The organism is Pseudarthrobacter sp. GA104, from assembly GCF_009741265.1.
In the GTDB taxonomy this organism is placed as follows: domain Bacteria; phylum Actinomycetota; class Actinomycetes; order Actinomycetales; family Micrococcaceae; genus Arthrobacter.
In genome coordinates this window covers 2,728,019-2,754,533 of record NZ_WOWL01000001.1, presented here as the reverse complement: position 1 = coordinate 2,754,533, position 26,515 = coordinate 2,728,019, and the positions used below count along the sequence as shown (strand labels likewise).

Here is a 26,515-nt window from a genome sequence, read left to right as displayed (position 1 = left end):
GCGCCTTGTGAAATTTTTGTGGCTATACGGCTCTTCGCGGATCAGCGAACTCTATTCCTCAATTTCCGCCACCGGTGCCGCGAACTGCGCTTCGTACAGCCGTGCGTAAGCCCCGCCGGCAGCCAGCAGTGAAGAGTGCGTCCCCTGCTCCACGATCTGGCCGGCCTCCATCACCAGGATGAGGTCGGCGTCGCGGATCGTGGACAGGCGGTGGGCGATGACAAAGGAGGTCCGGTCGGACCGCAGTGCACTCATCGCCTTCTGCACCAGCACCTCGGTCCGGGTATCCACCGAAGACGTCGCCTCATCCAGGATCAGCACAGAGGGCCGCGCCAGGAACGCCCGCGCAATCGTCAGCAGCTGCTTCTCCCCCGCGGACACGTTGGCGCCCTCGTCGTCCAGCACGGTGTCATACCCGTCCGGCAGCGACCGCACGAACCGGTCCACATACGTCGCCCGCGCCGCCTCCAGAATCTCGTCTTCAGTAGCCCCAGGCCGCCCATAAGCAATGTTGTCCCGGATGGTCCCGCCGAACAGCCACGTATCCTGCAGCACCATCCCCAGCCGCGAGCGCAGCTCGCGCCGCGGCACCGAGGTGACGTCCACGCCGTCGAGCGTTATCCGCCCGGCATCCAGCTCGTAGAACCGCATCATCAGGTTCACCAGCGTGGTCTTGCCCGCCCCGGTGGGGCCCACAATCGCCACCGTCTGCCCCGGCTCCGCCACCAAAGACAGCCCGGAAATCAGCGGCTTGTCCGGCGAATACGAGAACGACACATCCTCGAATACCAGTCGCCCCCGCCCGAACGCCGGCCCGGTGGAAGGGGCCGGCTCCTCAGACTCCTCGTCCTCATCCAACAACGAGAACACCCGCTCCGCCGAGGCAACCCCCGACTGCAGCACGTTCGCCATGGACCCCAGCTGCGCCAGCGGCATGGTGAACTGCCGCGAGTACTGGATGAACGCCTGCACATCGCCCAGCTGCATCGCCCCGGACGCCACCTGCAGCCCGCCCACCACCGCGATCCCCACGTACACCAGGTTCCCGATGAACGTCATGGCCGGCATGATCAGCCCGGAAATGAACTGCGCCCCGAAGCTCGCCTCATACAGCTCCGCGTTCTTCTGCCGGAACCGCTCCTCCACCTCGCGCTGCCGGCCGAACACCTTCACCAGCGCATGCCCGGTGTACGTCTCCTCGATCTGCCCATTTAACTCACCTGTGTTCTTCCACTGCGCCACAAACAGCTTCTGCGAGCGCTTGGCAATCAGCGCCGTGATCCCCAGCGTCAGCGGAATGGTCACCAGCGCGATCAGCGCCAGCGTGGGCGAGAGGATCACCATCATCACCAGCACGCCCAGCACCGTCAGCACCGACGTGACCGCCTGGCTGATGGTCTGCTGCAGGCTCTGGGAGATGTTGTCCACGTCGTTGGTCACCCGGCTGAGCAGCTCGCCGCGCTGGATCGAGTCGAAATACCGCAGCGGCAGCCGGTGGATCTTCGCCTCGATCTCCCCGCGCAGCCCGAACACCGTCCGCTGCACCACCCCGTTCAGCACATACGCCTGCACCCACATGAACGCCGACGACAGCACATACAGCACCAGCGCCCACGCCAGCACATTCCCCAGCGCGGCGAAGTCGATCCCCTGCCCCGGCACCAGGTCCATGGCGCTGAGCATGTCCGCGCGCTGCCCCTCCCCGGACGCCCGCAGCTGCGCGATCAGCTGCTCCTTGCTCACCCCCGCGGGCAGCTCCCGGGACACCACCCCGGCGAAGATCAGGTTGGTGCCCTCCCCCAGCAGCCGCGGCCCGGTCACCGAGAGCGCCACCCCGGCCACCGCCGTCACGAACACCAGCAGCAGCCACGCCCGCTCCGGCCGCAGCTTCCCCAGCAGCCGTTTGGCCGACGGCCAGAAGTTCATCGCCTTCTCCGCCGGGACGTTCATCCCCGCGAACGGCCCGCCACGTCCCGGCCCGCCCATCGGACGGGGAATGCGTACGACGGCGGCGCCGCCGGTCGCAGAGGCGGGTGCGGCTTGGGTGCCGGGTGCGGGAGAGGGCTGGCGGCTCATACCGTCTCCTCCGCCGCCAGCTGGGACGAGACGATCTCGCGGTACGTCTCCGACGTCTCCAGCAGTTCACTATGCGTTCCGCGCCCCACGATCCTGCCGCCGTCGAGCACTAAAATCTGGTCCGCGTCCACGATGCTGGAGACGCGCTGGGCGATGATCACCAGCGTGGCGCCGGCGGTGCTGCGCTTGAGGGCCTGGCGGAGGCGGGCGTCGGTGCCGGTGTCCAGCGAGGAGAACGAGTCGTCGAAGATGTACAGCTCGGGACGCTTCACCAGGGCCCGGGCGATGGCCAGCCGCTGCCGCTGCCCGCCGGAGACGTTGGTGCCGCCCTGGCTGATGGGCGCGTCCAGGCCGCCGTCCATCCGTTCCACGAAGTCCCGCGCCTGGGCGATTTCCAGGGCGGTCCAGAGCTCGTCCTCGGTGGCGTCCGGCTTGCCGTAGAGCAGGTTGCTGCGCACGGTGCCGCTGAACAGGTAGGGCCGCTGCGGGACCAGGCCGATGTGCCCCCAGAGCAGGTCCGGGTGCAGCTCGCGCACGTCCACGCCGTCCATCCTTACGGCCCCGCTGGTCGCGTCGAACAGCCGGGGCATGAGGTTCACCAGGGTGGTCTTGCCGGAGCCGGTGCTGCCGATGATCGCCGTCGTCTGCCCCGCCATGGCGGTGAAGCTGATGCCGGAAAGGACGGGCTGGTCGGCACCCGGGTAGGCGAATCCGACGTCGCGCATTTCCAGCTCGCCGCGCCGGACCTCGCTGCTCAGGGGGTTCCGTGGCGGGCGGACGCTGGACTCGGTGCGCAGCACCTCGCCGATCCGGTCCGCGGAGACGGCGGCGCGCGGGATCATCACGGCCATGAACGTGGCCATCATGACGGACATCAGGATCTGGATCAGGTAGCTCAGGAAGGCGATGAGCGTGCCCACCTGCATGGAGCCGTCCTGGATGCGGAACGAGCCGAACCAGATCACGGCCACGCTGGAGACGTTCAGCACCAGCATCACCACCGGGAACGCGAGGGCCATGAGCCGGCCGGCACGGAGGGCGGTGTCCGTGACGTCGTCGTTGGCCTGGGCGAAGCGCGCGGTCTCGATGTCCTCGCGGACGAACGCGCGGACCACGCGGATGCCGGTGAGCTGCTCGCGGAGGACGCGGTTCACGGTGTCGATCCGCTTCTGCATCTTGCGGAACAGCGGCACCATCCGGGCGGTGAGCAGGCCGACGGCGACCAGCAGCACCGGGACCGCGACGGCGATCAGCCAGGACAGCTGCACGTCCTGCCGCACGGCCATAATCACCCCGCCGATGCTGAGCATGGGCGCAGTGACCAGCATGGTGGCGGACATGAGCACCAGCTGCTGGACCTGCTGCACGTCGTTCGTGGACCGTGTGATCAGGCTTGGCGCGCCGAACTTGGTGACTTCCTGCTCGGAGAACTCCCCCACCCGTTTGAAGATCGCGCCCCGAAGGTCCCGGCCCACGCCCATGGCCGCCTTCGCCGCGAAGTACACCGCGATCACCGCGCACACGATCTGCAGCAGGGTGATCGCCAGCATCACGCCGCCCAGGCTCAGGATGTAGCCGATGTTCGCCTTGGCCACACCCTCATCAATGATGTCCGCGTTCAGGGTGGGCAGGTACAGGGACGCGATGGACTGCGCCAGCTGGAAAACCACGACGGCGGCGAGCAGCGGCCGGTGCGGCCGCAGGTATTCAACAAGCAGCTTCCAGAGCATGGGCGGCTCCTGACACAGTGTCCACAAGAGGTGGTGCGAAGGTCAGTTTACGTCCGGAGGCTGGGAACAGGCCGTGCCGATGCAGGAGAATCCGGGCTGGTTCTCGGAGGGCGTATTTTGCTGATCCTGCAGGCAACATCAGGGCTTGCGTCTTGCCTCCCAGAATGCGCGTATTGCAAACCATCGTTATACGTTCTGTACATGACTGACCTCACTGATCTTCATCGCAGGCTGCTGTCTGCCCTCCGCGAGGACGGCCGGGAGTCTGTGGCCAGCCTGTCGCGCCGGCTTGGAGTGGCGAGGGCTACCGTGAATAGCCGCCTTGAACGCCTGCTCGCCTCTGGAACCATCGTGGGCTTTACGGCACGGGTCCGTGACGAAGTAGATCCACTGACAATTCGCGCCATCACGCTGATCGCGGTCGAGGGCAGGTCTGCCAAGAACGTCATACGGGAGTTACGCGGTTTTCCGGAAATCCGCGCACTGCACACCACCAACGGCGGCTGGGACCTCGTAGCGGAACTGGCCACCGAAAACCTCAGCGGCTTCGACGATGTCCTTGGCAGGATCCGTGCGGTCAATGGCGTGCTCAACAGTGAAACAAGCCTGCTGCTCAGTTCGGTGCTCAGGTAGGGGCCCGAGCGGAGCGCTGAGTGCGTGATCTTGCACAATGCCAGAAATGACCTGGCAGAATGTCTATGTCTTTGACGAAAAGTACGCGCTTTGCTCATTGTGGGCGCTTATCGGCGCCGAATACCGTGAGGACACTAATGGTTCACACGGAAGAAGGAGCGCAATGACGCGTTTTGTGGATGTTCACAACATGGTTCGCTGGGTGGCCCGCACGGGAACGCAAACCATCATCTCGGAAATGATGGACTACCTTGAGGACGACTTCCGCCGCTGGGAATCCTTCGATAAGACTCCCCGGGTTGCCAGCCACACTCCGTTTGGCGTCATTGAACTCATGCCTACGAGCGACCACGAGACCTACGGTTTCAAATACGTCAATGGTCACCCCTCGAACCCCGCCCGAGGCTTCCAGACAGTAACCGCATTCGGAGTGCTGGCAGATGTCCACAACGGATACCCCACGTTCCTGACGGAGATGACGCTGCTGACAGCCCTGCGGACTGCAGCCACTTCCGGCATGGTTGGCAGAAGGCTTGCCCGCCCCGACTCCTCTGTGATGGCCATGATCGGCACGGGAAGCCAGTCGGAGTTCCAGGCTTTGGCGTTCAAGGCCGCCCTGGGGATCACCACCCTCCGGGTCTGGGATACTGACCAGGCCGCCATGGCGAAGCTGCTGCGCAATGCGGCACCGCTGGGTTTCGATGTCCACATTGCGTCTTCTGCGGCCGACGCCGTCCAGGGTGCGGACGTCATCACCACGTGTACCGCGGACAAGGCCAACGCCACTGTCCTCAGCGCAGACATGATCTGCCCCGGCGTCCACATCAACGCCATCGGCGGGGACTGCCCGGGAAAGACCGAACTTGACGCCGCCATCCTGGAACTCGGCGAGGTGTTCGTGGAGTACACGCCGCAGACCCGAATCGAAGGCGAGATCCAGCAGATGCCGGCGGACTTTGCCGTGACCGAGTTCTGTCAGGTCCTGGCCGGAGGGGCTGCCGGGCGGTCAACGCCTGAGCAGGTCACCATCTTCGACTCTGTCGGCTTCGCCATCGAGGACTTCTCCGCCCTCCGCTATGTGCGGGATGCGGTCCAGGGATCCGACTTCTTCGAAGAGATCGACCTGGTCGCAAACCCGGAGGATCCCAAAGACCTCTTCGGCCTGGTGGGCGCGCTCTCCCCGGTCGGCTAGCCCGGCTAGTTCAGCTCGAGCACGTGCAAGCTTAGCCACAGCACCAGCGTGTCCTCGGGCTGGTCCAAATCCACGCCGAAGAGGTCCCGCAGGCGCTTGAGGCGGTACCGGAGAGTGTTCTGGTGCAGGGACAAGGCTGCCGCTGTCCTTGCGGAATCGCGGGAGCAGTCAAGGTAGGTTCTCAGCGTCAGGGCATATCCGGTGCCAAAATCGGCGTCGTACTCTTGGATTCTCCGGGCGGCAGCGGACAGAAGGTGCGGTGCCGCCCGGAACGCCGCGGCCAACTCCAGGAGGGTGAGGCGGCTGCGGACCTCCCCTGCGCTGGCGTACGTGCCCGGGAAGCCGTCCGAGGCGAGCATCAGCAGGACAAGATCGGCGTCATGCCGTGAACGGCTGATGTCCGAGACGGCGTCGACCGCGGGACCCGCTGCCGCACGCAGCTCAACTCCCAGCGATGCCCGGGAACGATCGTTGAGCCTCCGGGCAAGGGCTTCGATTGACCCCAGGGACGACGCAGCCGCCGCCGGGAATATTGCATAAATGGTAGAGCCCGCCTGCACGCATTGAGCGCCTTGGCCGTGGGCCTCGCACTGCGTGGTCACCAAGTCCGCAATCCTCACCAGCGTAGTCTCGGCTGCCTGCCCGGGTTCCGCCTGAAAAGCGACGACCGCAAAGGGACCCGAATTCCGCAGCCCCAGCTGTTCGGCAACCAGGATGGCGTCGTCGCCTCCTTCGAGGAGCCTGCGCAGCAGCTCCGCGCGTTGCTGGCGTGCGAGATCATGGCTGCTGCGGGCGCGGAGCATGTGGAGCGCTGCAATGTCCGCGGCGCGTTCCAGGGCCTGTTCGGCTTCGCCATCCAGATCGCCATGGACATCAACAACCCAGATTGATCCCAGGGGCTCCTTGCCCGCCCGGACTGCTATCGCCATCCTGTCCATGGCGGGCCGGACGCCCTCGATCCGGACTGCCCCGGAGGACCGGAACACCGCCGCGTACTGGCCCGCGTTTTCGGGCAGGTAGGGCACCTGCCGGCCAAGGATTCCCCTGCGCCGGTCCTCATCGATCGGCTGGTCCTCAAGCGTGGAGTACGCCAACACCTGTTCCTGCAGGTTCTCGATGGTGGTAGCCCCTCCGACCATCGCCGCAATGGCGTTTGCCAACGCGAAAAGGTCCCCCACTCCCAGCGGTGAGATGGTGCTACCGGCATCTGCCGAGGCGTTGAGGGCAGAGTCCAGGAGTGCATTGAGATGCCGCCACCTCACGTCGTCGTCCACCACCAGGAGGGCGATGCCGGCTTCGTCCGCCACCGCTGCGAGGTGTCCGATGTCCTGGTGGAGCTTCTTGACCACCACTGCGGCAAAGCCGGCTTCCGCCGCATCCCGGACCACGCCTGCAGTGCCCGGGTCCGCGGGGTGCAGCCCGATCCCGAGCAAAATGCCCCCACGCAGGCCTTCAAGCGGCACGAAGGGGTCATAGAGCGACGGACTCATCAGGGACAACCTGGGCGGCACCGCTCCTGAACCGAGCACCAGTCCGGTGTCCTCGAGCATCTTCAGCAGGTGGGGCAGGTGGATGCTGTCATTGCGATGGGTGGCCTCGGTCATAGGGCTAAAGCTTCACACCTATGGTGCTGGAACACAAGAAGAGTCGATAACCTTCGTTGCCTGCACTGAAGCCGCCGCGTGCTGGCACAGCAGATAGTTGACGCATGTCACTTACTCTTGATGCCGGTCCGGCCGCACTTCAAGCCGCAGAATCAGCAACCGCAGCAGCGTCCAGGGCCGGTGTCCTGGTGGTGGACGAACACGACCGCGACCGCCTCCGGGACGTGGAAGCACTGCTCATTGCCATCTGGGGCATGTCACCGCACGGCGCACCTATCCCCTTCGACCTTCTGCGCAGCATTGCGCATGCCGGCTGCAATGTGTCCGCCGCTTACGACCACGCCGGGCAACTGTGCGGAGCGGCGGTGGGGATCGTCTCCCCCGGAGGGCGATCCACCTACTCGCTGATTGCCGGCGTGCTTCCCGGCAGCGGCGACAAGGGCGTTGGGTTCGCCCTCAAACAACACCAGCGGGCTTGGTCACTGGCCCGGGGCATCGACACCATGACCTGGACCTTTGACCCGCTGGTCAGCCGCAACGCCCGCTTCAACCTCACCAAGCTGGGAGCGTACGCATCAGAGTATGCCTGCAACTTCTATGGCCAGATGCAGGACGAGATCAACGCCAACGACGAAAGCGACCGCCTCGTGGCGGTATGGCCGCTGGCCTCCCAGCGGAGCATGGATGCCGGGCGCGGAATCCATGCGGAGATCGAACTTCCACCTGACCACTCGGCTGCCGTCCTCGAATACGGCCCCGACTCGCTGCCTGTCCTCCTGGAATCGGGCGGAACGCTGTGGTGCCGCGCGCCGCGGGACATCGTGGCACTCCGCGGCTCGAACCCCGACGCCGCAGCCCGGTGGCGTGTGCTCGTGCGGGAGATCTTCGAACCCGCTTTCGCGTCGGGGCGTCAAGCATCCGGCGTCACGCGAGACGGCTGGTACAAACTGACCGCGCCCGACCAGGCCTAAACCCACCCCCAAGAGGAGAACCCATGCGCATCACATCCCGTGCAGTAACGGCCCGGACGGCCGTCCTTGCCGCCGGCCTCGCGCTGGCGACAGGCCTGGCAGCCTGCTCGGCAGAGACAACACCTGCCAGCAATGCGAACGCCTTTTCGGGAGGCGCCGTGGACGCCGCGGCCGCCGCCGCTCTTCCCGAACGCTTCAAGAGCGCAGGCGTCATCAACGTCGCCTCCGACATTCCCTATCCACCCATGGAGATGTTCGACGAAAACCAGCAGCTCACGGGCCTGGACTACGATCTCGCCCAGGCCCTCGGAGCCAAGCTCGGGGTGCGGCTGGAGCTCCGGACCCAGGCGTTCGACAGCATCATTCCCTCCCTGCAATCGGGCAAGAACGACATCATCATGTCGGGGATGAACGACACCCCGGAGCGCCAGGAAACGCTGGATTTCGTGGACTACTTCCACGCAGGATTCTCGATCCTGGTCCCCGAAGGGAACCCCGGAAACATCACCACCGTCCTGGACCTGTGCGACAAAGACGTCGCCGTGCAGAAGGCCACCGTCCAGGCCGAAATCCTCCGCACCTATGATCAGCAGTGCCTGGACAAAGGATCCCGGCCCATCAGGATCTCCGAACTCCCGCTGGAGACGGACGTCCAAACAGCCGTCCGGTCCGGAAAGGCCGCAGCCGACGTCGTTGATTCGGCGGTGGCAGCCTATGCCGCCACGACCGCCGGCGGCGGGAAGATCTTCGACCTCGTAAAAGACCCTGCCAACCCGGCCGGATACAACCCCGTCTACACCGGTATAGGTGTTCTCAAGAAGGACGCTGAGCTTTCGAAGGCGCTGCTGGCCGCCCTCCAGTCGGTCATCGCAGACGGCACCTACGATCGGATCCTGGCCAAATACAGCCTCTCCGACTACACGGTCAAGGAGACCGGGCTGAACCTGGGCGGTACCAAGCCATGAACACCGCCGTCACCACCCCTCGCCAGAAACCTGCCGGCCCCGGAACCGTGCCTGCCCATGGAAGCAGCCAGGACGACGTCGTAGCCGTTCCCCTCCGGCACCCCTGGCGCTGGGTGGGAGCTGCCCTCCTTGCCCTGGGCGCTGCCGCGCTGGCGGCATCACTGTGGACCAACCCGAACATCGACCACGGCACCATTGGCACCTATGTGTTCCATCCCCGGATCCTCGGGGGCGTGGGCCTGACGATTGTCCTCACCGTTGTATCCATGGTGGTGTCCACGGTTTTTGGCGTATTCCTCGCCGTGATGCGGCTGTCCACGAATCCCGTCATGAACGCCTTCGCCTGGTTCTACGTCTGGGTCTTCCGGGGCACTCCCCTGCTGATCCAAGTGGTCTTTTGGGGCTACCTGGGACTGCTGTATTCACAGATCTCGCTGGGCATTCCCTTCACGGAATTCACTGTCTTCTCCGTGGACACCAACACCCTGGTCCCGGCCTTCACTGCCGGACTGCTCGCCATGACCCTGAACCAGGCCGCCTATTCAGCGGAAATCATTCGCGGCGGGATGCTGTCCGTCGACGCCGGGCAGCACGAAGCTGCATCCTCCCTGGGAATGTCCCCGGCCTTCACCCTGTTCCGTGTGGTCCTGCCCCAGGCCATGCGGGTCATCATCCCGCCAATGGGCAATGAGACGATCTCGATGCTCAAAAACACGTCTTTGCTCTCCGTTATCGCGGTGCTGGAGCTCTACACCGTGGCCACGCAGATCTCTTCCCAGAACCTGCGCCAGGTGGAACTCCTCATCGTTGTCAGTTGTTGGTACCTCTTCCTCACCTCGGCGCTGTCCGTTCCCCAGTACTACCTGGAACGCCACTACGGCAGGGGCAACGCCCGCCAGCAGGCTCCCACTCCCCTGGCCAGGATCAGGGCAGTGCTAGGTAAACAGCGGTCCCCCGGTACGGCAACGTCCCCCGGTTCGGCCCCGAAAGCATCGAAAGGACAACCGTCATGACCGAGGCACTGGCCTCCCCCAGGCGTACCGGCCACCGGCCGGCCGCACAGCCGCTCCTCGTGGCCAGCAACGTACGGAAGCACTATGGCGGCGTCGAGGTGCTGAAAGGCATCTCCCTGACGGTCAACACCGGCGAGGTCATGTGCCTCCTGGGTCCGTCCGGTTCAGGTAAATCCACCTTCCTCCGCTGCATCAACCACCTCGAACGGATCGACGGCGGCCGGATCTCCGTTGCGGGCGACCTGATTGGCTACGCGCAACGCCAGGACAAAATTTTCGAGATGAGACCCCGCGAGGTTGCCAAACAGCGCCGGGGCATCGGAATGGTCTTCCAGCGCTTCAACCTCTTTCCCCACATGACCGCACTGGAGAACATCTGGGCCGCCCCGGTCGGCGTCAAAAGGGTGCCCAAGGCGGAGGCCGTCAAGCGCGGGATGGAACTGCTGGACAGGGTGGGACTGGCCCACCTGTCCAAGGCCTATCCGTCCCAGCTTTCAGGCGGGCAGCAGCAGCGGGTCGCCATCGCCCGCGCACTTGCCATGGATCCCCAGCTCCTCCTGTTCGATGAGCCAACCAGCGCCCTTGACCCGGAACTGGTGGGCGATGTCCTGGACGTCATGCGGACCCTGGCAGCGGACGGCATGACCATGATCGTTGTCACGCACGAGATCGGCTTCGCACGCGGCGCGGGCGACAGCGTGGTGTTCATGGACGGCGGGGTGGTGGTGGAGTCCGGCGCCCCCGAAGACGTGCTGGACAACCCGCAAAACCCAAGGACCATTTCCTTCCTCGAGAGCGTGATGTAGTCCCGCTTCCCACCGCCAGGACGGCACGCTTCCGTCCTACCTCTTTGAACAGTGAGCCTGAATTGAAGATATCCCGCGCCACCATCACCCTGATCGATGTCCCCTTGCTGGAACCGTTCGTGGTGTCCTACGACAGCTACTCGTCAATGCCCAGCGTCATCCTCACCCTCGAAACAGACGACGGCCTGATCGGCTACGGCGAGAGTGTCCCGGACGGGCACATCACCGGGGAAACGCCCACGGGAACCGTCGAAGCGCTGCGAACGGAGTTGATTCCCGCAGTCCTGGGGCTGGATCCCCGCGATATCACAGCCGTCCACCAGCAGCTCAACAGGGCGCTCAAGGGCTGCGGAGCCGCAAAGGCCGCCGTCGACATTGCCTGTTGGGACCTGGCCGGCAAAGCAGCCAACCGCCCCATTTACAGCCTGCTCGGCGGGCGGCGCCCGGAGCAGCCCACGATCGCGAGGGTCATGAGCATCCTTGCCCCGGAGACCCTGGCCGAACAGGCAGTCCAGGCCCGGAGCCAGGGCTACCGCCACCTCAAGATGAAGCTCGGCGGCGGTGATGGCCTGGACATCGAACGCGTCCGGGCTGTCCGCGCAGCAATCGGCACGGACCTCGCGATCCGGGTGGACGCCAACCAGGGGTGGGCCGATCCCGCAACGGCACGAGAGATGATTGCTGCCTTGGAACCCTACGGAATCGACTGGGTGGAACAACCGCTCCACGCCGACGATATCGACGGTTTCAAGCTGCTGCGCCAGGCCACCGGCGCCCGCCTGATGGCCGACGAATCAGTGGTGGACGCCGCCGACCTGGGCCGGTTCGTCAGGGACCGTTCAGTGGACATGGTCAACCTCAAGCTCATGAAGAGCGGCGGAATCACGCCCTGCCACCGGCTGGCCACCCAAGCCGAACTCGGCGGCCTCAAGGTCCAGATCGGTTCCATGCTGGAAACCAGCATCGCCTCGGCCGCCGGCTTCCATCTGGCCCTGTCCCATCCAAACATTGTCTCCACCGAACTCTCGGGACCCGTTAAGTTCGCCCGGGAACCCGGAAACCTTCAGTACGTCCTGCCCGAAGTCCAGATCGGCGAGGGCCCGGGGCTGGGGGTGGACGTGGACCTCGATGTCCTGGCCGACCTAACGGTCAGCGAGTGCGGGGTCACTGCGTGATCAATGAGGCAGCGCGCCGCCGTCTGCACGACATCTGGAACCACCTGCACGATCACCCGGAACCGAGCATGGAGGAGTTCGCCACCTCCGCGTACCTTGCCGGCCTGCTCGCGGAAGCGGGCCTCGAACCACGGAAATTTTCCGATTTTCCCGGTTTCACCGTGGATGCCGGGGAGGGAGTTCCCAGGATAGGGCTCAGGGCGGATATGGATGCCTTGGTGCAGGAGGTGGACGGGAAACGGATTGCTGTGCATTCGTGCGGCCATGATGCCAACATGGCGATAGTCGCTTCCGTCATGCTCGAACTTGCGGAGCAGCCGGAGCCGCTCAACGGAGCCGTCCGTGCCATCTTCCAACCCGCGGAGGAGGCGGGCAACGGGGCGGAACTGGTGGCGTCACTTGGTGCCGCGGACGGGCTTGAGTATCTCTTTGGCGTGCACCTGCGCCCGCAGCAGGAACTCCCCGCTCCCTGCCTGGCGCCCGCCATCTCCCACGGGGCCTGCCTCTTCGCCAGCGGCACCATCACAGGTGAGGACCACCATGGGGCACGGCCCCACCTCGGAGCGAACGCCGTCGAACTTGCGCTTGAAATCTCGGCAGGGCTGCAGCGCATCAAGGTCGATCCGCAGATCCCGAGTTCCGCGAAAATGACAATGCTGCACGCCGGCGGAAGAAACCTCAACGTCATCCCCGGCAGCGGATGCTTCGGGGTGGACCTGCGCGCCCAAACCAACGAAGCCATGGCCACGCTGCGGACGGGGCTGGTGGAGGTGTGCCGATCGGTGGCGGCGAACAGCGGGGCGGAGATCCGCCTCGACTTCCGGGATGAGGTGCCTGCTGCAGTGATAGGGCACAAGGCCGAGGCCGTCCTGGCTTCGTCGGTCACGGCGACATTGGGCAGGGAGTACCTGCGTCCCAGGATCGTCACGTCAGGCTCGGACGACTTCCACTTCTACACCCGGCAGAACCCTGCGCTTCAGGCGGCCATGCTGGCCGTCGGGGCAAACGTCCAACCCGGACTCCACCACCCGGACATGACGTTCGACGGCGGTGCGATGGAACGCGCCGTGGATGTCCTTCTGGCGTCCTGCCGGCAGTCGCTGGCCCGGAGCGAATAGAAGGCAGGTCTAGTCATGCCGGCTGGTCATACCGGTACCAGCCCTGCCCGGTTTTCCGGCCGTAATTACCTTGTTCGTAGAGCTCCGCCAAGGCGGGGTGGGGCAGGTCCGCCGGGTCCTGCGTTTCCTCGAAGGTCGCTTGCCGGATCAGGTAGCTCACGTCAAGGCCCACCAGGTCCATCAGCTCAAACGGCCCCATGGGGTGGCCCAGCGCAGTCCTGGCTGCAGTGTCGATGTCGCTGACACTGGCGATGCCGTCCGCGTAAAGCCGGAGTGCCTCGTCCCGGATGGCGCCCATGAGTCTGTTGGCCACAAATCCGGGGATCTCGCGGTTGATAAGGACGGGCGATTTGCCCAATGAGCGCGCCAGATTCATGGTGGTGTCCACCGTGTCCGGAGATGTCTTGGCGTGGCGGACCACCTCAACACATTTCATGACCAGGGCCGGGTTGAAGAAATGCATGTTGCAGACCTGCTCCGGCCGCCCTGTCTCCTCGGCCACTTTCGAGGAGCCCAGCGTGGAGGAATTCGTGGCCAGGATGGCGTGCGTGGGGGCTGCCCGTCCCAGCGCCGCGAAGATGCTGCGCTTCACTTCGAGTTTCTCGGTGGCGGCCTCGATCACGAAGTCGGCATCCGCGGCGCCGGCCTCCAGCGAGCTGGTGAAGGTGAGCCGCGCCAGGGCGGCCCCGGCATCCTGTCGGCTCCGGCGCCCCTTGGCCACGCTGCTGTTCATCCGGTCGGTGAGCTGGCTCCGGGCGGCTGCCAGCATGTCCGCCGCGACATCCTGGATGGTGACCTGGTAGCCGGCCAGTGCGCACACCATGCCGATCTGTGAGCCCATGGCTCCGGCCCCGACCACCAAAATCCTGTTGACCTGCATGATTCTCTTCTCCTGGTGCGACGGGAAGATCCCCGACCGGCGCCTAGCTCAGCGGAAAGCGGGAATCCCGGTGATGTGGTTACCCAGGATCAGGGTGTGGACCTCGTCGGTGCCTTCGTAGGTCCGGACAGACTCCAGGTTGTTGGCGTGGCGCAGGGGCGAATAGTCCAGGGTGATGCCGTTGCCGCCCAGGATGGCGCGGGCGTCGCGGCAGATCTTGATGGCTTCCCGGACGTTGTTGAGTTTGCCTACGGAGATCTGGACGGGTGCAAGGGTGCCGGCATCCTTGAGCCGGCCCGTGTGGATCGCCAGCAGGGTGCCCTTCTGGATTTCCAGCAGCATGTCCACCAACTTCTGCTGCGTGATCTGGTACGCAGCCAGCGGTTTATCGAACTGCATCCGCTCCAGCGAGTAGGCCAGCGCCTGCTCGTAGCTGTCCCGGGCCGCCCCCATGGCACCCCAGATAATGCCGTAGCGGGCTTCATTCAGGCAGGAGAACGGGCCGCGGAGGCCCGCGGCGCCCGGCAGCCTGGCGGTGTCGTCCACTGTGACGTTCTCAAGGGTGATATCGCACTGGATCGATGCCCGCATGGAGAGCTTTGGCTCTATGGGTGTGGCGGTGAAGCCGGGGGTGTCGGTGGGAACCAGGAAACCGCGGACGCCGTCCTCCGTAGCGGCCCAAATGACGGCGATCTGCGCCACGGAGGCCAACCCGATCCACCGCTTCGCGCCGCTGATGACCCATTGGTTGCCGTCGCGGCGGGCGAAGGTCTGCATGCTGGAGGGATCCGAGCCTGCCGTGGGTTCGGTGAGGCCAAAGCAGCCGATGATCTCACCCTTCGCCATGCCGGGCAGGTAGCGGTTCTTCTGGTCCTCCGAACCCCATTTGTGGATGGCGGTCATCGCCAATGAGCCCTGGACCGAGACGAACGTCCGCAGCCCGGAGTCTCCGGCTTCCAGTTCCATCGCCGCCAAACCGTATTCGACGGCGGAACGGCCCGGGCAGCCGTAGCCCTTCAGGTGCATTCCCAGGAGCCCCAGGGCACCCATCTCTTGGGAAATTTCCACCGGGAAGTGCGCAGCTTCATACCAGTCCTTGATGTTCGGCTTGATGCGCTCGTGCACGAACCGGCGGACGGTGTCCCGCAGCTTCAGTTCGTCACTGCTGCGCAGTCCCTGCAGGTCAAGCACGTCCGAGCGGACCTCGCCGGCAACGGCGGAAGCGGCCTGCAGTTCCGGTTCGGACAGGGTTTCTGGTGTGACGCTCATCTTTGATCCTCCGACTGTGACGGCCTAACGGCGTTGGTTTGCGTTCGCCCCGTTCACTGTGACAGCAATTTATGTTCCGATCCAATACCAAATGGCAGCACTATTGATTCGTTCGGAGCATTAGACGCTCAGTCAAGTTCGGGTGTCGGCAGCGCAATTTCAGAAAGCCTCAGAACCTCCCGGAGGGCGGGACTGGTGTTGTCCTTGCGCCAAATCATTCGCAGCAGGACAGGGTCCGCGGGGTCCTCCAGGGGAAGGAACAACACGCCCGGATAGTGGAGATTCTCCGCAACGGAGGAGACCGTCATCGCCACCCCGATTTCAGCGGCCACCAGTGAGACCAGCGTCAGTGAATCCGGGGCTACCTGCACAATTGAAGGCAGGAACCCGGCATCGCTGGCAAGCCTGAGGAGATGGTCGCGCAGGACCGCGCCGGGATCCGCGGGCAGGGTAACGAATGGCTCGCCGTCCAGGTCAGCCATCCGCACCGAGGCCCGCCCGGCCAGTGGGTGGCCGGCGTGCACGGCGATGACGAGTTTTTCGTTGGCAATGACCCGGGAGTCGAGGGCTGCCGGGATGAAGTTCCACCGTCCCAGCCCGATTTCCATGGCGCCGTTGGCGACTTTGTCCAGGGCCGGGATGGCGAAATTCGAGCTGTACAGCTCGAAGTCGATGCCCGGGTGTGTTTTGCGGACCAGTTTTGCCAGCTTTCCGACCATGACGTGCGACGACGCTCCGGCGAAAGCGACCCTCACGCGCCCGGTCTCGCCCTTGCCGGCGTTGGCAACCATGGTCCTGGCCCGCCGGCAGGCATCGAGAATATCCGTCGCCGGCTGGACCAGGGCCTCGCCCGCCGGGGTGAGCCGCACAGAGCGGGTGCTGCGCTCAAAGAGGGGGGCGCCGAGCTCCCGTTCCAGGTTCTGGACTGCACGGCTGACCGGGGGCTGGGCCATGTGCAGCTGCTGGGCGGCCCGCCCGAAATGCAGCTCTTGGGCAACGGCCAGGAACGCGCGGATCTGCTGGATCTCCATAGCGGGCAATTATGCGTCAGGCACATAGAAGCGTCAAACGTCAGTGAGGCTTCCGCATCAATGCTGTTTTTCCACCAGGGGCTGCGCGGCGGCAAGAGCAGGGCCTTTGTTGCGCTTTGCGCATCAAAGGGGGCCGGAATACGTATTGGACGCGAAGTAATGGGTTTGCCACAGTGGGTGATGTGGAGCACAAACCGGAAGGCATGACATGAATCAAACTGACGCTGCATCAAGGCTGAACCAGGCTTTCGGCCGCTCCGGCAGCGGGCCGCTGAGCGGCGTGGTTGTTGCGGACTTCACCCGCGTCCTCGCCGGACCGTATTGCACCATGCTGTTGGCGGACATGGGAGCGACGGTGATTAAGGTCGAGAGCCCGCAGGGAGACGACACCCGCGGCTGGAAGCCGCCCGTCCGTGACGATGAAGCCACGTTCTATCTGTCCGTCAACCGCAACAAGCATTCGATTGTGCTCGACTTCAGGGACGAGTCAGATCTTGAAGTTGCCCGCGAACTCGCCGCAAGGGCAGATGTCCTCGTGGAGAACTTCAAGCCTGGCGGGCTGGAGCAGTTCAAGCTGGACTACGACAGCGTTTCCGCACTGAACCCGGATGTCATCTACGCGTCCATTACCGGTTTCGGCACCGCCGGGGGCGCGGGCTTGCCGGGCTACGATCTGTTGGTCCAGGCGGTGTCCGGGATGATGAGCCTCACCGGCGGGCAGGACACCGAACCATACCGTGCCGGACTGGCCATATTCGACGTGATCACCGGCCTGCACGCCAGCATCGGCATTCTTGGGGCACTCCACCACAAGGACAACACCGGCCAGGGGCAGCTTGTTGAGCTGAACCTGCTCTCGTCCGCCCTGTCCGGAATGGTCAACCAGTCGGCGGCCTATGTCACCGGCGGGCTGGTACCCACCCGCATGGGCAACGAGCACCCCAGCCTGTACCCCTATGAACCGATGCCTACAGGCGACGGAATGCTGATCGTCGTGGCAGGAAACAACGGCCAGTTCACCAAACTCTGTGATGCTCTGGGCATTCCCGAAGTTGCCGCAGACCCGCGCTTCGGCAACCCGCAGGAGCGCAACGCCAACCGTGAGGAGCTGCGGCCCATCCTCCAGGGGCGCCTGGCCGAGCGTTCCGCGGCTGAGTGGTTTGAGCACCTTTCCGGACTAGGCCTGCCCTGCGCGCCCATCCAGGACGTCAAGGGCGGCATTGAACTCGCCCGGAAACTGGGACTGGAACCGGTCGTTATGGCCGGAAACGGCGAACGCCGGATTCCCTCCGTGCGCCACCCGGTTGCCTTCTCGCAAACCCCGGTCAGTTATGAACTGGCCCCGCCGGAACTCAATGCCAGCTCCGATCTGGTCCGCACCTGGCTGGCCGCCAAGGAGGTGCGGCTCGTTGGCTGAGGAATTCCGCGCACAGGTGTACGTCCGCTGGTCCGACCAGGACGTCAACGGCCATGTAAACAATGCGCGCGTGGCAACCCTGCTGGAAGAGGCCCGGATTCAGTGGCGGCGCCACGCGGCCTCCGCAGCCGCTGCCGCCGAAACAACCACCCTGGTGGCGTCCCTGACGCTGCATTACCGCCGGCCCATCGAGTTCGGCCAGGACGTTGACGTGGACATCTGGGTGGCACGCATCGGGGACAGGTCCTACACCATGGCCTACGCCGGATACCAGGACGGGAACCTGGTCCTGGACGCCTCAACAGTCATGGTTTCCCTCGACGACGCGACCGGGAAGGCCCGGGCGCTCGACGCCAGGGAAAGAGACTACTTGGAGCGCTATCTGCGCGCTGAAGTGCCGGTCTGAGCGGCACCCAAACAACAACCGGACAAACACTGCGGGCAACCCCGGCTGTCCAGAGACAAAGGAAAAACTGTGGTTACAGAAGAGATCAACAGCGACTACTTCATGGTCGATGACTTCCTCTCCGAAGACGAACGGATCATCCGGAAGAAGGTCCGTAATTTTGTCGAAACCGACCTTCTGCCGGTCATCAACGACTATTGGGACCGGGCGGAATTTCCGTTCGCCCTCGTCCCCAAGATCGCGGCGCTCGGCATCGTCGGCACAACCATCGAAGGCTACGGCTGCCCCGGCATGAGCCGCCTGGCGGCCGGAATGGTGGCCATGGAGATGGCACGGGGCGACGGTTCCATCAACACCTTCATCGGGGTCCAGTCCGGCCTGGCGATGGGCACCATCAATACGCTCGGCAGCGAGGAGCAGAAGCAGCGGTGGCTTCCCGGGATGGCCAGGCTGGAAAAGATCGGGGCCTTCGGACTCACCGAGCCGGACCATGGCTCGGACTCCGTGGGGCTGGAAACGAGCGCGCGCCGGGACGGTGACCACTACATCCTGAACGGCCGCAAACGCTGGATCGGCAACGCGAGCTTCGCCGACGTCGTCGTGCTCTGGGCCCGGGATGAAGCGGACGGCAAGGTCAAGGCGTTCATTCTGGAAAAGAACGGCGACGGCAGCTACCCGGCGGGCTACCGGGCCGAGGTGATCACCGGCAAGATCGGCAAAAGGGCGATTCTGCAGCCCGACATCACCATTGAAAATCTGCGGATTCCGGCGGAGAACAAGCTCGCCGAGGCGAATTCCTTCCGCGATGTCACCCGTGTGCTCACCGCGACCCGTGGCGGTGCCTCCTGGGAATCAGTGGGCCACGGGATCGCCGCGTACGAGGCCGCAGTGAAATACGCGAAGGAACGCGTGCAGTTCGGCAAGCCCATTGCCAGTTATCAGCTGGTGCAGAACAAGCTCGCCAACATGCTGGCCGAGTTGACCGCCATGCAGCTGATTTGCTTTCGCCTGGCCGCCCTCGCCGACCAAGGGAAAATGACCGGCCCCATGGCGTCACTGGCCAAGATGCACACGGCCCAGAAGGCGCGCTGGATCTGCCAGGAAGCCCGCGACATCCTGGGCGGCAACGGGCTGCTGCTGGAAAACCATGTAGCGCGCCACATGACTGATATGGAAGTCGTCCACACGTACGAGGGAACGGACTCCATCCAGTCGCTGCTGATCGGCCGCGATATCACCGGCATCTCCGCATTCTCCGGATGACGTCCTTCTTGCCAGGAACAAGCCAAACCAAACGAAGAACAAGCCAAGAGGGAGAGCCAATGAACAGGCTGAAGAACAAGACCGCCATCGTCACAGGCGGGGCACAGGGGATCGGCGCTGCCACCGCGCTCCGGCTGGCCGCGGAGGGCGCGACGGTTGCCATCCTGGACCTGAACGCCGAGCGGGCGGCGGCCACGGCCGCCGGGATCAGCTCAGACGCCGCCGTCGGGGCGGCCGGAGGTTCGGCAGTCAGTGCCGCCTGTGATGTCACGAGCGAGGAACAGGTTGCCGAGGTCTTCGGGCAGATCTTCGCCGACCACGGACGCATCGACATCCTGGTCAACAACGCCGGCATCACCCGGGACAACATGCTCTTCAAAATGGACCGTCCGGACTGGGATTCTGTCCTGGCCACCAACCTGACCAGCGCCTACCTTTGCGCCAAGGCAGCGCAGAAGTTCATGGTGCAGGCCCGGTACGGAAAGATTGTCAGCCTGAGCAGCCGCTCCGCGCTGGGCAACCGCGGGCAGGCTAACTATGCTGCCGCCAAGGCAGGGATCCAGGGACTCACCGCCACACTGGCACTGGAACTGGGTCCGTTCAACATCAACGTCAACGCGGTGGCGCCGGGCTACATCGCCACCGCCATGACCGCTGCGACAGCTGGACGGGTCGGCAGCACGCCGGAGGAGCACCAGAAATCCGTGGCCGAGCGCACCCCATTGGGCCGGGTCGGGGAACCGGAGGAAGTGGCCGCCGCCATTGCCTTCTTCGCCAGCGATGACTCCTCATATGTCTCCGGGCAGACGCTTTACATCAATGGAGGAGCACGTTGATGGCTGAAGCATTCCTGGTGGGCGGGGTGCGCACCCCGGTGGGGCGCTACGGCGGCTCACTGTCCGGGGTCCGTCCGGATGACCTGGCGGCACTCGTTCTCGGCGAAGCTGTTCGGCGGGCAGGAATCGAGGCTGCCGACGTCGATGAGGTGATCCTGGGCAACACCAACCAGGCGGGAGAGGACAACCGCAATGTGGCGCGGATGGCATCCCTGCTCGCAGGCTTCCCGGACAGTGTCCCGGGGATGACCGTGAACCGGCTTTGCGCCTCCGGGCTCAGCGCCATCATCATCGCATCGCAGATGATCAAGTCAGGTGCGGCGGATATCGTAGTGGCCGGCGGAGTGGAATCCATGTCCCGGGCCCCCTGGGTGCTGGCAAAGCCTGAGAAGGCGTTCGGACGCCCGGGAGAAATCGCCGATACCTCCATTGGTTCGCGCTTCCTGAATCCGAAGTTCCACGAACGCCCCAAATCCACCTTTTCGATGCCGGAGACGGCAGAGGAGCTGGCGCGCGTGGACGGTATTTCCCGCGAGGACGCGGATGCCTTCGCGCTCCGTTCACATCAACGGGCCCTTGCGGCTGTGGATGAAGGCCGTTTCCTGGCGGAGATCGTTCCGGTGGAGACTAAGCGGGGAGCTGTCAAGGAGGACGAGGGTCCCCGACGCGAAACGACCCTCGAAGCGCTGGCGGGCCTGCGCTCGGTGGTGCACCCCGGCGGCGTGGTGACCGCGGGAAACTCCAGTTCACTCAATGACGGCGCCTCCGCCGTCGTTGTTGCCAGTAAAAATGCCGTCGAGCGGCTGAACCTTCACGCGCGGGCACGAATCGTCGACGGCGCCTCCGCGGGCGTGCCGCCGGAGATCATGGGCATCGGCCCGGTGCCGGCCACACTCAAGGTGCTTGGGCGGGCCGGCTGGTCACTCGATGACGTGGGGGCGATCGAGCTCAACGAGGCCTTCGCGGTGCAGGCACTGGCCTGCATGCGCAGGCTGGGAATGAACGAGGAGATCGTGAACCGGGACGGCGGCGCAATCGCGCTCGGCCACCCCCTTGGATCCTCCGGTGCCCGGATCGCCGTTACGCTGCTGGGCAGGATGGAGCGTGAAGGTGCGGCCAGGGGCCTGGCCACCATGTGCGTGGGGCTCGGGCAAGGTACCGCGATGCTCCTCGAACGAGCCTGACCCCTTGTTTCCTTGCTGAAAACCGCTGAATAACGACGGCGAGGGGTGACCTCACAGCGCCGCTCCCCGCCGCGAATGCCCGACTGATTATTGATGCCCTAAGCACATCAATCGGTGCTCAATTTGGTATTGGATTCGAATTGAACACTCTGCGAGAGTGATCTAGCTAACACAAAGGCGATCAACACAATGTGCAAGACCAACCACCAACCCGAACGACAATGAGGTCCGTTTTGAAGAAGCGAAGCGCAATGCATTTGAAAGTCTCTGCAGGGCTTGTGGGGATCTCGCTGGCACTGGTGGGCTGCGGCGCCGGTGGAGCGGCCCGTGCCAATGACGGATCCGACTACCCGAAGAAGCCGGTGCGGTTCCTGGTCCCTTTCGCCGCGGGTGGCCCCTCCTCCATGACAGCACTCGCCTACGCATCCTGCCTCGAACGCAGCCTGGGAAAGCCCGTCGTGGTTGAAAACAAGCCCGGCGGCAGCGGCGGCATAGCCATGCAGGAGTTGGCCGGCGCCAAGCCGGACGGCCACACGCTCGGGCTCGGCACCAACGGCCCGCTGGTCATGAACCCCATCGTGAACAAATTAGGCTACAGCCTGGCTGACTTCACCTCGGTCGGAGTCATGGCCGAGATGCCCACCGTGCTCGTGGTCGGCGCCGACTCGCCGTTTGCCGATGCGAAGGAATTCTTCGCGGCGGCCAAGGCAAGTCCCGGGAAGCTCAGCGTCGCGGTTCCCGGGGCGACCACCTCCGCAGCGATCGAGCTGACGCGGTTGAAGTCCGACTACGGCATCGAGGTCACGGCGGTTCCGACCGCCGGCAACGCGGAAATGACCACGAATCTGCTCGGCGGCCATGTCGACGCACTGTTCATAACCGACCATTCCGACGTTGCAGCACGGATCGCGGACGGATCCTTCAAGCCGCTTGCCATCAGCAGCCCGGAACGCGCCGCCTGGTACTCCGAGGTTCCGACGCTGGCCGAAGTCGGCTTCAAGGATCTGGTTAACGCAGTTTCGGTGTTCGGCGTCGTCGGCCCGAAAGGCATGCCGGAGAACGTCGTCTCCAAGCTCGAAGGCGAACTCAAGACTTGCGCCGCTGATCCGGGCGTGGCTGAACAGGTCGGCGAACGGTTTGTGCCTGACGAATTCGCCGGTTCCAAAGAGCTGCACACCGCATTCACTGCCATGCAGGACCTCTACCAACCCCTCCTAGGGAAGTAAATCAACAAAGGCATGGATATGACGAAACCCGCTCTTGGCCCCGCAGAGGTGGACGATGCCCGTCCGGCGGCCGGACACCCCGACAGGCCCCGGCATCGGCTCCGCCGCCTGGTCCCCCTTCTCCTGGTCGCCGCCGGAGTATCGGCCGTGATCGGGTCCTGGCAGCTCTCGCTGGGAGAGCTGAACAGCCCCGGTCCCGGGCTCTGGCCCTTTATCGTCTCCGTCGCGGTGACCATCGCGGCGGTGGCCCTCGTGCTGTTCCCGGACGCGGCGGTTCCCGAGTCCTGGACCCGGCGGACGGCCGCTATTGCGGGCGGCGTGGGCAGCCTGTGCGTGTTCGTGGTGCTTTTTGAAGCCATAGGCTTCCTGGTTCCGGCATTCCTGATGCTTCTGCTCTGGCTCCGGGCCTTCGGCCGCGAGCCGTGGCGCTGGGCCGTCCCCTTGGCTGTCGGAGGTGCCGTCGTGCTGCACGTTGTTTTCGCAGGCCTGCTTGGGGTGCCGTTTCCCGACGACATCGTAGTCACCAGCCTCTTCCCGATGATCGGATTCTGATATGGACGCCCTGAACAACCTGGGCCAAGGCTTCTCTGTAGCCTTTGACCCGATGAACCTGCTGTTCGTATTCGTCGGTGTGGTCATCGGAACTGCCATCGGCGTCCTGCCGGGACTGGGACCGACCGCCACCATCGCGCTCCTGCTGCCGATCACCTACACGATGGATCCGGTCGGCGCGGTGATCATGCTGGCCGGCATCTACTACGGTTCCATGTACGGCGGAACGATCACCTCAGTCCTCCTGCGTCTTCCCGGCGAGGCCGCATCAGTGGTCACCACCTTTGACGGTTATCAGATGACCAAGCAGGGCAGGGCCGGAACGGCGCTCGGCATTTCCGCGGTCGGTTCCTTTATCGGCGGCACGGTAGCCATCATCGGCCTTACCTTCCTGGCTCCATTGCTTGCCAAGGTGGCCGTGGCGGTGGGCCCGGCGGGCTACGTCGCCATCATGATCCTGGGCCTGTTCCTGGTGACCTCCCTCGGCACCGGTTCAACGGTCAAGAGCCTGTTCATGGCAGGAGTCGGCCTCCTGCTCTCAACCGTGGGCCAGGACCCGGTCACCGGAACCGCACGCTTCACGTTCGGCCAGACGTCGCTGCTGGGCGGGTTGGATTTCGTCGCTATCGCCATGGGGCTTTTCGGTGTGGGAGAACTGCTCCATAGCCTCGAGCGGAGCGAAAAGGGCCAGGCCGTCACCGCCAAAATCAAGAACATCTGGCCCTCGCGCAAGGATTTCCGTGACTCCTCCGGTGCGATAGCCCGGGGCTCGGTGCTGGGCTTCTTCATCGGCGTCCTGCCCGGCGGCGGCGGCGTCATCTCATCGCTGGCATCCTATGCCATGGAGAAACGCCGCGCGAAGGATCCCAGCCGGTTCGGAAAGGGTGCCATCGAAGGCGTCGCCGGTCCCGAGACAGCGAATAACGCCTCATCAACGTCGGCCTTCATTCCGCTGCTCGTCCTGGGCATCCCGTCCAACGTTGTCCTGGCCATGATCTACGGAGCGCTCCTGCTGCACGGGATCACACCGGGGCCGCAGCTGATCAACGAGCATCCCAACGTTTTCTGGGGCGTCGTCGCGTCAATGTACATCGGCAACCTGATGCTCATCATCCTCAATATCCCGCTGGTTGGAGTCTTCATCCAGATGCTCCGGGTACGGACGGGGATCCTTTCGACCTTCGCCCTGCTGGTGGTCATGGTCGGCGTGTTCTCCATCAACAACAACCCGTTCGACATGTGGGTGGTGCTCGCGTTCGGGGTTCTCGGCTGGATCATGATCAAGGCTCACTTTGACCCAGGCCCCCTGGTGCTGGCTTTCATCCTGGGCCCGATCCTGGAGAAATCCTTCCGCCAGACGATGCTGATCTCCGAAGGAAGCTTCGGTATTTTCGCCTCGGACCCGGTGTCCGCGACCATCTTCATCCTGATCGGGCTGTTCATCGTCTACGGCTTCATCAGCCGCAGACGGCGGCAGCGCAGGACGCGCCGCGCAGCCGCTGCAGGCCCGGAAGAGGGCAATACGCTCGTCCACGCCTCGGCCAGGCGCGAGGGGACTCCGGATTCCGGCACCGAAGAATGATTCCGCGCCGCCGCGTCCATCCGTGAGCGCCATCGGTTGCGAGTCGACCGAAAAACAATTCGACAGAAAGACAAGGGAGCACCTTGAAGAACGTCTTGCGCCTTCAAACGACCGCCGGGCTTGCCTTGGCATCGCTGGCATCCCTGACCGTAGCAGCGTGCGGTGTGGCCGGTTCCGCCGGCCCCGGGAATGCCGGATCCGACTATCCCGCGAAGCCGGTCACCATCCTTATGCCCTATGCCGCCGGCGGCCCCTCGGATCTTACCGCCCGTTCGGTTGCCGCCTGTTTGGGGAACAGCCTCGGCGAGGCCTTCGTCGTCGAAAACAAACCCGGCGGCAGCGGAGCCGTCGCAATGCAGGAGCTGGTGGGTTCTAAACCCGACGGCCAGACGCTGGCGCTCGGTACCACCGGCACGCTGGTCATGGCCCCTATGATCAACTCGCTGAGCTACAGTCTTGCGGACGTTGAACCCATAGGTGTCATGGCCGACAATCCGACCCTGATCGTTGTGGGAACAAACTCCCCCTACAAGGACGCAGCAGAGCTCTTCGAAGCGGCCAGGGCGGATCCTGGAGCAATCTCGATGGGTGTTCCTGGTGCTACGAGTCCCGCGGCCATTGAACTGCAGCGGCTGAAGAACGACTACGGGGTTGAGATCACCGCCGTGCCGGCCTCGGGTAACGCGGAGATGACCACCAATCTGCTGGGCGGGCATGTGGATGCACTTTTCATCAACGATCATCCTGATGTCCAGGCACGGATTACCGAGGGGTCTTTCCTTCCCGTTGCCGCCACCACGCCTGAACGGCTCGGCTGGCTCCCCGACGTACCGACGCTGGCCGAATCGGGGTTCCCGGACTTGGTGAATGCCACGTCAATCTACGGCCTGTTCGGTCCCCAGGGCATGCCGGACGCTGTTGTGTCCACCCTCGAACGCGAACTCGAAACCTGCCTTAGCGACCCCAAGGTCGTTGAGCAGATCGGAAAGAACTTTGTGCCGAAGGAATTCATTGGTGCCGAGGAGCTGGGCGCCAACTTTGCCCGGATCAAGGCACTCTACGAACCGATCCTCGGCCGGTGAGCCGGGTAACAATCGTCGTCCTAGTCAACGGGAGATTTTCATGGTGAGGGAACTGAATGGCCTGGCGGAGCTTGTGCCGCTGATTGGCTCAGAACTTGGTGTGAGCGGCTGGCACAGTGTCCAACAGGACCGGATTCAGGACTTTGCCGATGCCACCGGCGACCAGCAGTGGATCCACGTCGATCCGGAGAGGGCGGCCGGCGGCCCGTTTGGGCGTCCGGTTGCCCACGGCTACCTGACCCTGTCGATGATCCCATTCTTGGCACAAGAGGTGTACCGGGTCAATGGATTGAAGATGATCGTGAACTACGGGCTGAACAAGGTCCGGTTTCCGAGCCCGGTCCCGGTGGGTTCCCGGGTCCGGAGCCGCCTCACCCTCGTCTCCGTCACGCCGGCGGCCCAAGGCAGCCAGGTGGTGATCCGCCATGAGATTCAACTCGAGGGCGGGGCCCGGCCGGCCTGCGTGGCTGAAACAGTCTCCTTGATGGTCGGCTGAGGGGCCTC

Annotated in this window: 24 protein-coding genes; 18 read left to right on the top strand and 6 right to left on the bottom strand. The window is 64.4% G+C overall.

What is annotated here, in order from left to right; genetic code table 11:
• Positions 1-51 precede the first annotated feature (51 nt).
• Both GK109_RS12550 and GK109_RS12545 read right to left on the bottom strand, forming a co-directional pair.
• A complete protein-coding gene (locus tag GK109_RS12550) occupies positions 52-2,076 on the bottom strand; it encodes an ABC transporter ATP-binding protein (RefSeq protein ID WP_157240841.1) in 2,025 nt (674 codons plus the stop codon).
• A complete protein-coding gene (locus GK109_RS12545) occupies positions 2,073-3,806 on the bottom strand; it encodes an ABC transporter ATP-binding protein (protein WP_157240839.1) in 1,734 nt (577 codons plus the stop codon). Before GK109_RS12545 ends, GK109_RS12550 begins: the two co-directional genes overlap by 4 nt.
• 201 nt (positions 3,807-4,007) lie before the next feature.
• On the opposite strand from GK109_RS12545, the gene GK109_RS12540 reads away from it, so the two are divergent.
• On the top strand, positions 4,008-4,439 hold the full coding sequence (locus GK109_RS12540) for an Lrp/AsnC family transcriptional regulator (protein WP_157240837.1): 432 nt from the start codon (positions 4,008-4,010) through the stop codon (positions 4,437-4,439).
• A gap of 163 nt (positions 4,440-4,602) precedes the next feature.
• The gene (locus tag GK109_RS12535; RefSeq protein ID WP_157240835.1) at positions 4,603-5,631 is read left to right on the top strand and encodes an ornithine cyclodeaminase; all 1,029 of its coding nucleotides are present in this window, start codon (positions 4,603-4,605) and stop codon (positions 5,629-5,631) included.
• A 5-nt stretch (positions 5,632-5,636) separates the two neighbouring features.
• Here the strand turns inward: GK109_RS12535 and GK109_RS12530 are convergent, their stop codons facing one another.
• Positions 5,637-7,235 carry a CdaR family transcriptional regulator gene (locus tag GK109_RS12530; RefSeq protein ID WP_157240833.1) on the bottom strand — a complete coding sequence of 533 codons (1,599 nt, stop codon included), beginning with the start codon at positions 7,233-7,235 and terminating at the stop codon, positions 5,637-5,639.
• Positions 7,236-7,339: 104 nt separating this feature from the next.
• Here GK109_RS12530 and GK109_RS12525 point away from each other — a divergent pair, with 104 nt between their 5' ends.
• From GK109_RS12525 to GK109_RS12500, 6 genes are all read left to right on the top strand, one after another.
• Positions 7,340-8,206, top strand: a complete 867-nt coding sequence (locus GK109_RS12525; RefSeq protein ID WP_157240831.1) for a chorismate synthase — start codon at positions 7,340-7,342, stop codon at positions 8,204-8,206.
• 23 nt (positions 8,207-8,229) lie between these two features.
• Positions 8,230-9,171, top strand: a complete 942-nt coding sequence (locus GK109_RS12520; protein ID WP_157240829.1) for an ABC transporter substrate-binding protein — start codon at positions 8,230-8,232, stop codon at positions 9,169-9,171.
• Positions 9,168-10,184, top strand: coding sequence for an amino acid ABC transporter permease (locus GK109_RS12515; protein ID WP_157240827.1), 1,017 nt, complete (start codon positions 9,168-9,170; stop codon positions 10,182-10,184). Before GK109_RS12520 ends, GK109_RS12515 begins: the two co-directional genes overlap by 4 nt.
• Positions 10,181-10,990, top strand: coding sequence for an amino acid ABC transporter ATP-binding protein (locus GK109_RS12510; RefSeq protein ID WP_157240825.1), 810 nt, complete (start codon positions 10,181-10,183; stop codon positions 10,988-10,990). The genes GK109_RS12515 and GK109_RS12510 overlap by 4 nt, the downstream gene beginning before the upstream one ends.
• Positions 10,991-11,052: 62 nt before the next feature.
• Positions 11,053-12,165: a mandelate racemase/muconate lactonizing enzyme family protein gene (locus GK109_RS12505; protein WP_157240823.1), complete on the top strand. Its 1,113-nt coding sequence runs from the start codon at positions 11,053-11,055 to the stop codon at positions 12,163-12,165.
• The gene (locus tag GK109_RS12500; protein ID WP_157240821.1) at positions 12,162-13,283 is read left to right on the top strand and encodes an amidohydrolase; all 1,122 of its coding nucleotides are present in this window, start codon (positions 12,162-12,164) and stop codon (positions 13,281-13,283) included. The genes GK109_RS12505 and GK109_RS12500 overlap by 4 nt, the downstream gene beginning before the upstream one ends.
• Before the next feature lie 13 nt (positions 13,284-13,296).
• Here the strand turns inward: GK109_RS12500 and GK109_RS12495 are convergent, their stop codons facing one another.
• The 3 genes from GK109_RS12495 to GK109_RS12485 all read right to left on the bottom strand — a co-directional run bounded on the left by GK109_RS12495 (position 13,297) and on the right by GK109_RS12485 (position 16,463).
• On the bottom strand, positions 13,297-14,163 hold the full coding sequence (locus GK109_RS12495) for a 3-hydroxyacyl-CoA dehydrogenase family protein (protein ID WP_157240819.1): 867 nt from the start codon (positions 14,161-14,163) through the stop codon (positions 13,297-13,299).
• 48 nt (positions 14,164-14,211) lie between these two features.
• Complete coding sequence (locus GK109_RS12490; RefSeq protein WP_157240817.1) at positions 14,212-15,432, bottom strand: acyl-CoA dehydrogenase family protein; 1,221 nt, start codon at positions 15,430-15,432, stop codon at positions 14,212-14,214.
• 128 nt (positions 15,433-15,560) lie between these two features.
• Positions 15,561-16,463, bottom strand: a complete 903-nt coding sequence (locus GK109_RS12485; protein WP_157240816.1) for a LysR family transcriptional regulator — start codon at positions 16,461-16,463, stop codon at positions 15,561-15,563.
• 208 nt (positions 16,464-16,671) lie between these two features.
• On the opposite strand from GK109_RS12485, the gene GK109_RS12480 reads away from it, so the two are divergent.
• The 10 genes from GK109_RS12480 (at position 16,672) to GK109_RS12435 (ending at position 26,507) form a co-directional block, all read left to right on the top strand.
• Positions 16,672-17,880: a CaiB/BaiF CoA-transferase family protein gene (locus GK109_RS12480; protein WP_157240814.1), complete on the top strand. Its 1,209-nt coding sequence runs from the start codon at positions 16,672-16,674 to the stop codon at positions 17,878-17,880.
• Positions 17,873-18,286: a thioesterase family protein gene (locus tag GK109_RS12475; RefSeq protein ID WP_197432464.1), complete on the top strand. Its 414-nt coding sequence runs from the start codon at positions 17,873-17,875 to the stop codon at positions 18,284-18,286. The genes GK109_RS12480 and GK109_RS12475 overlap by 8 nt, the downstream gene beginning before the upstream one ends.
• A gap of 102 nt (positions 18,287-18,388) precedes the next feature.
• On the top strand, positions 18,389-19,549 hold the full coding sequence (locus tag GK109_RS12470) for an acyl-CoA dehydrogenase family protein (RefSeq protein WP_157242910.1): 1,161 nt from the start codon (positions 18,389-18,391) through the stop codon (positions 19,547-19,549).
• A 59-nt stretch (positions 19,550-19,608) separates the two neighbouring features.
• A complete protein-coding gene (gene fabG, locus GK109_RS12465) occupies positions 19,609-20,385 on the top strand; it encodes a 3-oxoacyl-ACP reductase FabG (protein WP_157240810.1) in 777 nt (258 codons plus the stop codon).
• Positions 20,385-21,569 carry a thiolase family protein gene (locus GK109_RS12460; protein ID WP_157240808.1) on the top strand — a complete coding sequence of 395 codons (1,185 nt, stop codon included), beginning with the start codon at positions 20,385-20,387 and terminating at the stop codon, positions 21,567-21,569. Before fabG ends, GK109_RS12460 begins: the two co-directional genes overlap by 1 nt.
• Before the next feature lie 251 nt (positions 21,570-21,820).
• Positions 21,821-22,795 carry a tripartite tricarboxylate transporter substrate binding protein gene (locus GK109_RS12455; RefSeq protein WP_197432463.1) on the top strand — a complete coding sequence of 325 codons (975 nt, stop codon included), beginning with the start codon at positions 21,821-21,823 and terminating at the stop codon, positions 22,793-22,795.
• Between the two features lie 18 nt (positions 22,796-22,813).
• Positions 22,814-23,347, top strand: coding sequence for a tripartite tricarboxylate transporter TctB family protein (locus GK109_RS12450; protein ID WP_157240804.1), 534 nt, complete (start codon positions 22,814-22,816; stop codon positions 23,345-23,347).
• Between the two features lies 1 nt (position 23,348).
• A complete protein-coding gene (locus tag GK109_RS12445) occupies positions 23,349-24,929 on the top strand; it encodes a tripartite tricarboxylate transporter permease (RefSeq protein WP_157240802.1) in 1,581 nt (526 codons plus the stop codon).
• A gap of 83 nt (positions 24,930-25,012) precedes the next feature.
• Positions 25,013-26,011, top strand: coding sequence for a tripartite tricarboxylate transporter substrate binding protein (locus tag GK109_RS12440; protein ID WP_197432462.1), 999 nt, complete (start codon positions 25,013-25,015; stop codon positions 26,009-26,011).
• Between the two features lie 40 nt (positions 26,012-26,051).
• Positions 26,052-26,507, top strand: a complete 456-nt coding sequence (locus tag GK109_RS12435; RefSeq protein WP_157240801.1) for a MaoC family dehydratase — start codon at positions 26,052-26,054, stop codon at positions 26,505-26,507.
• Positions 26,508-26,515: the final 8 nt, after the last annotated feature.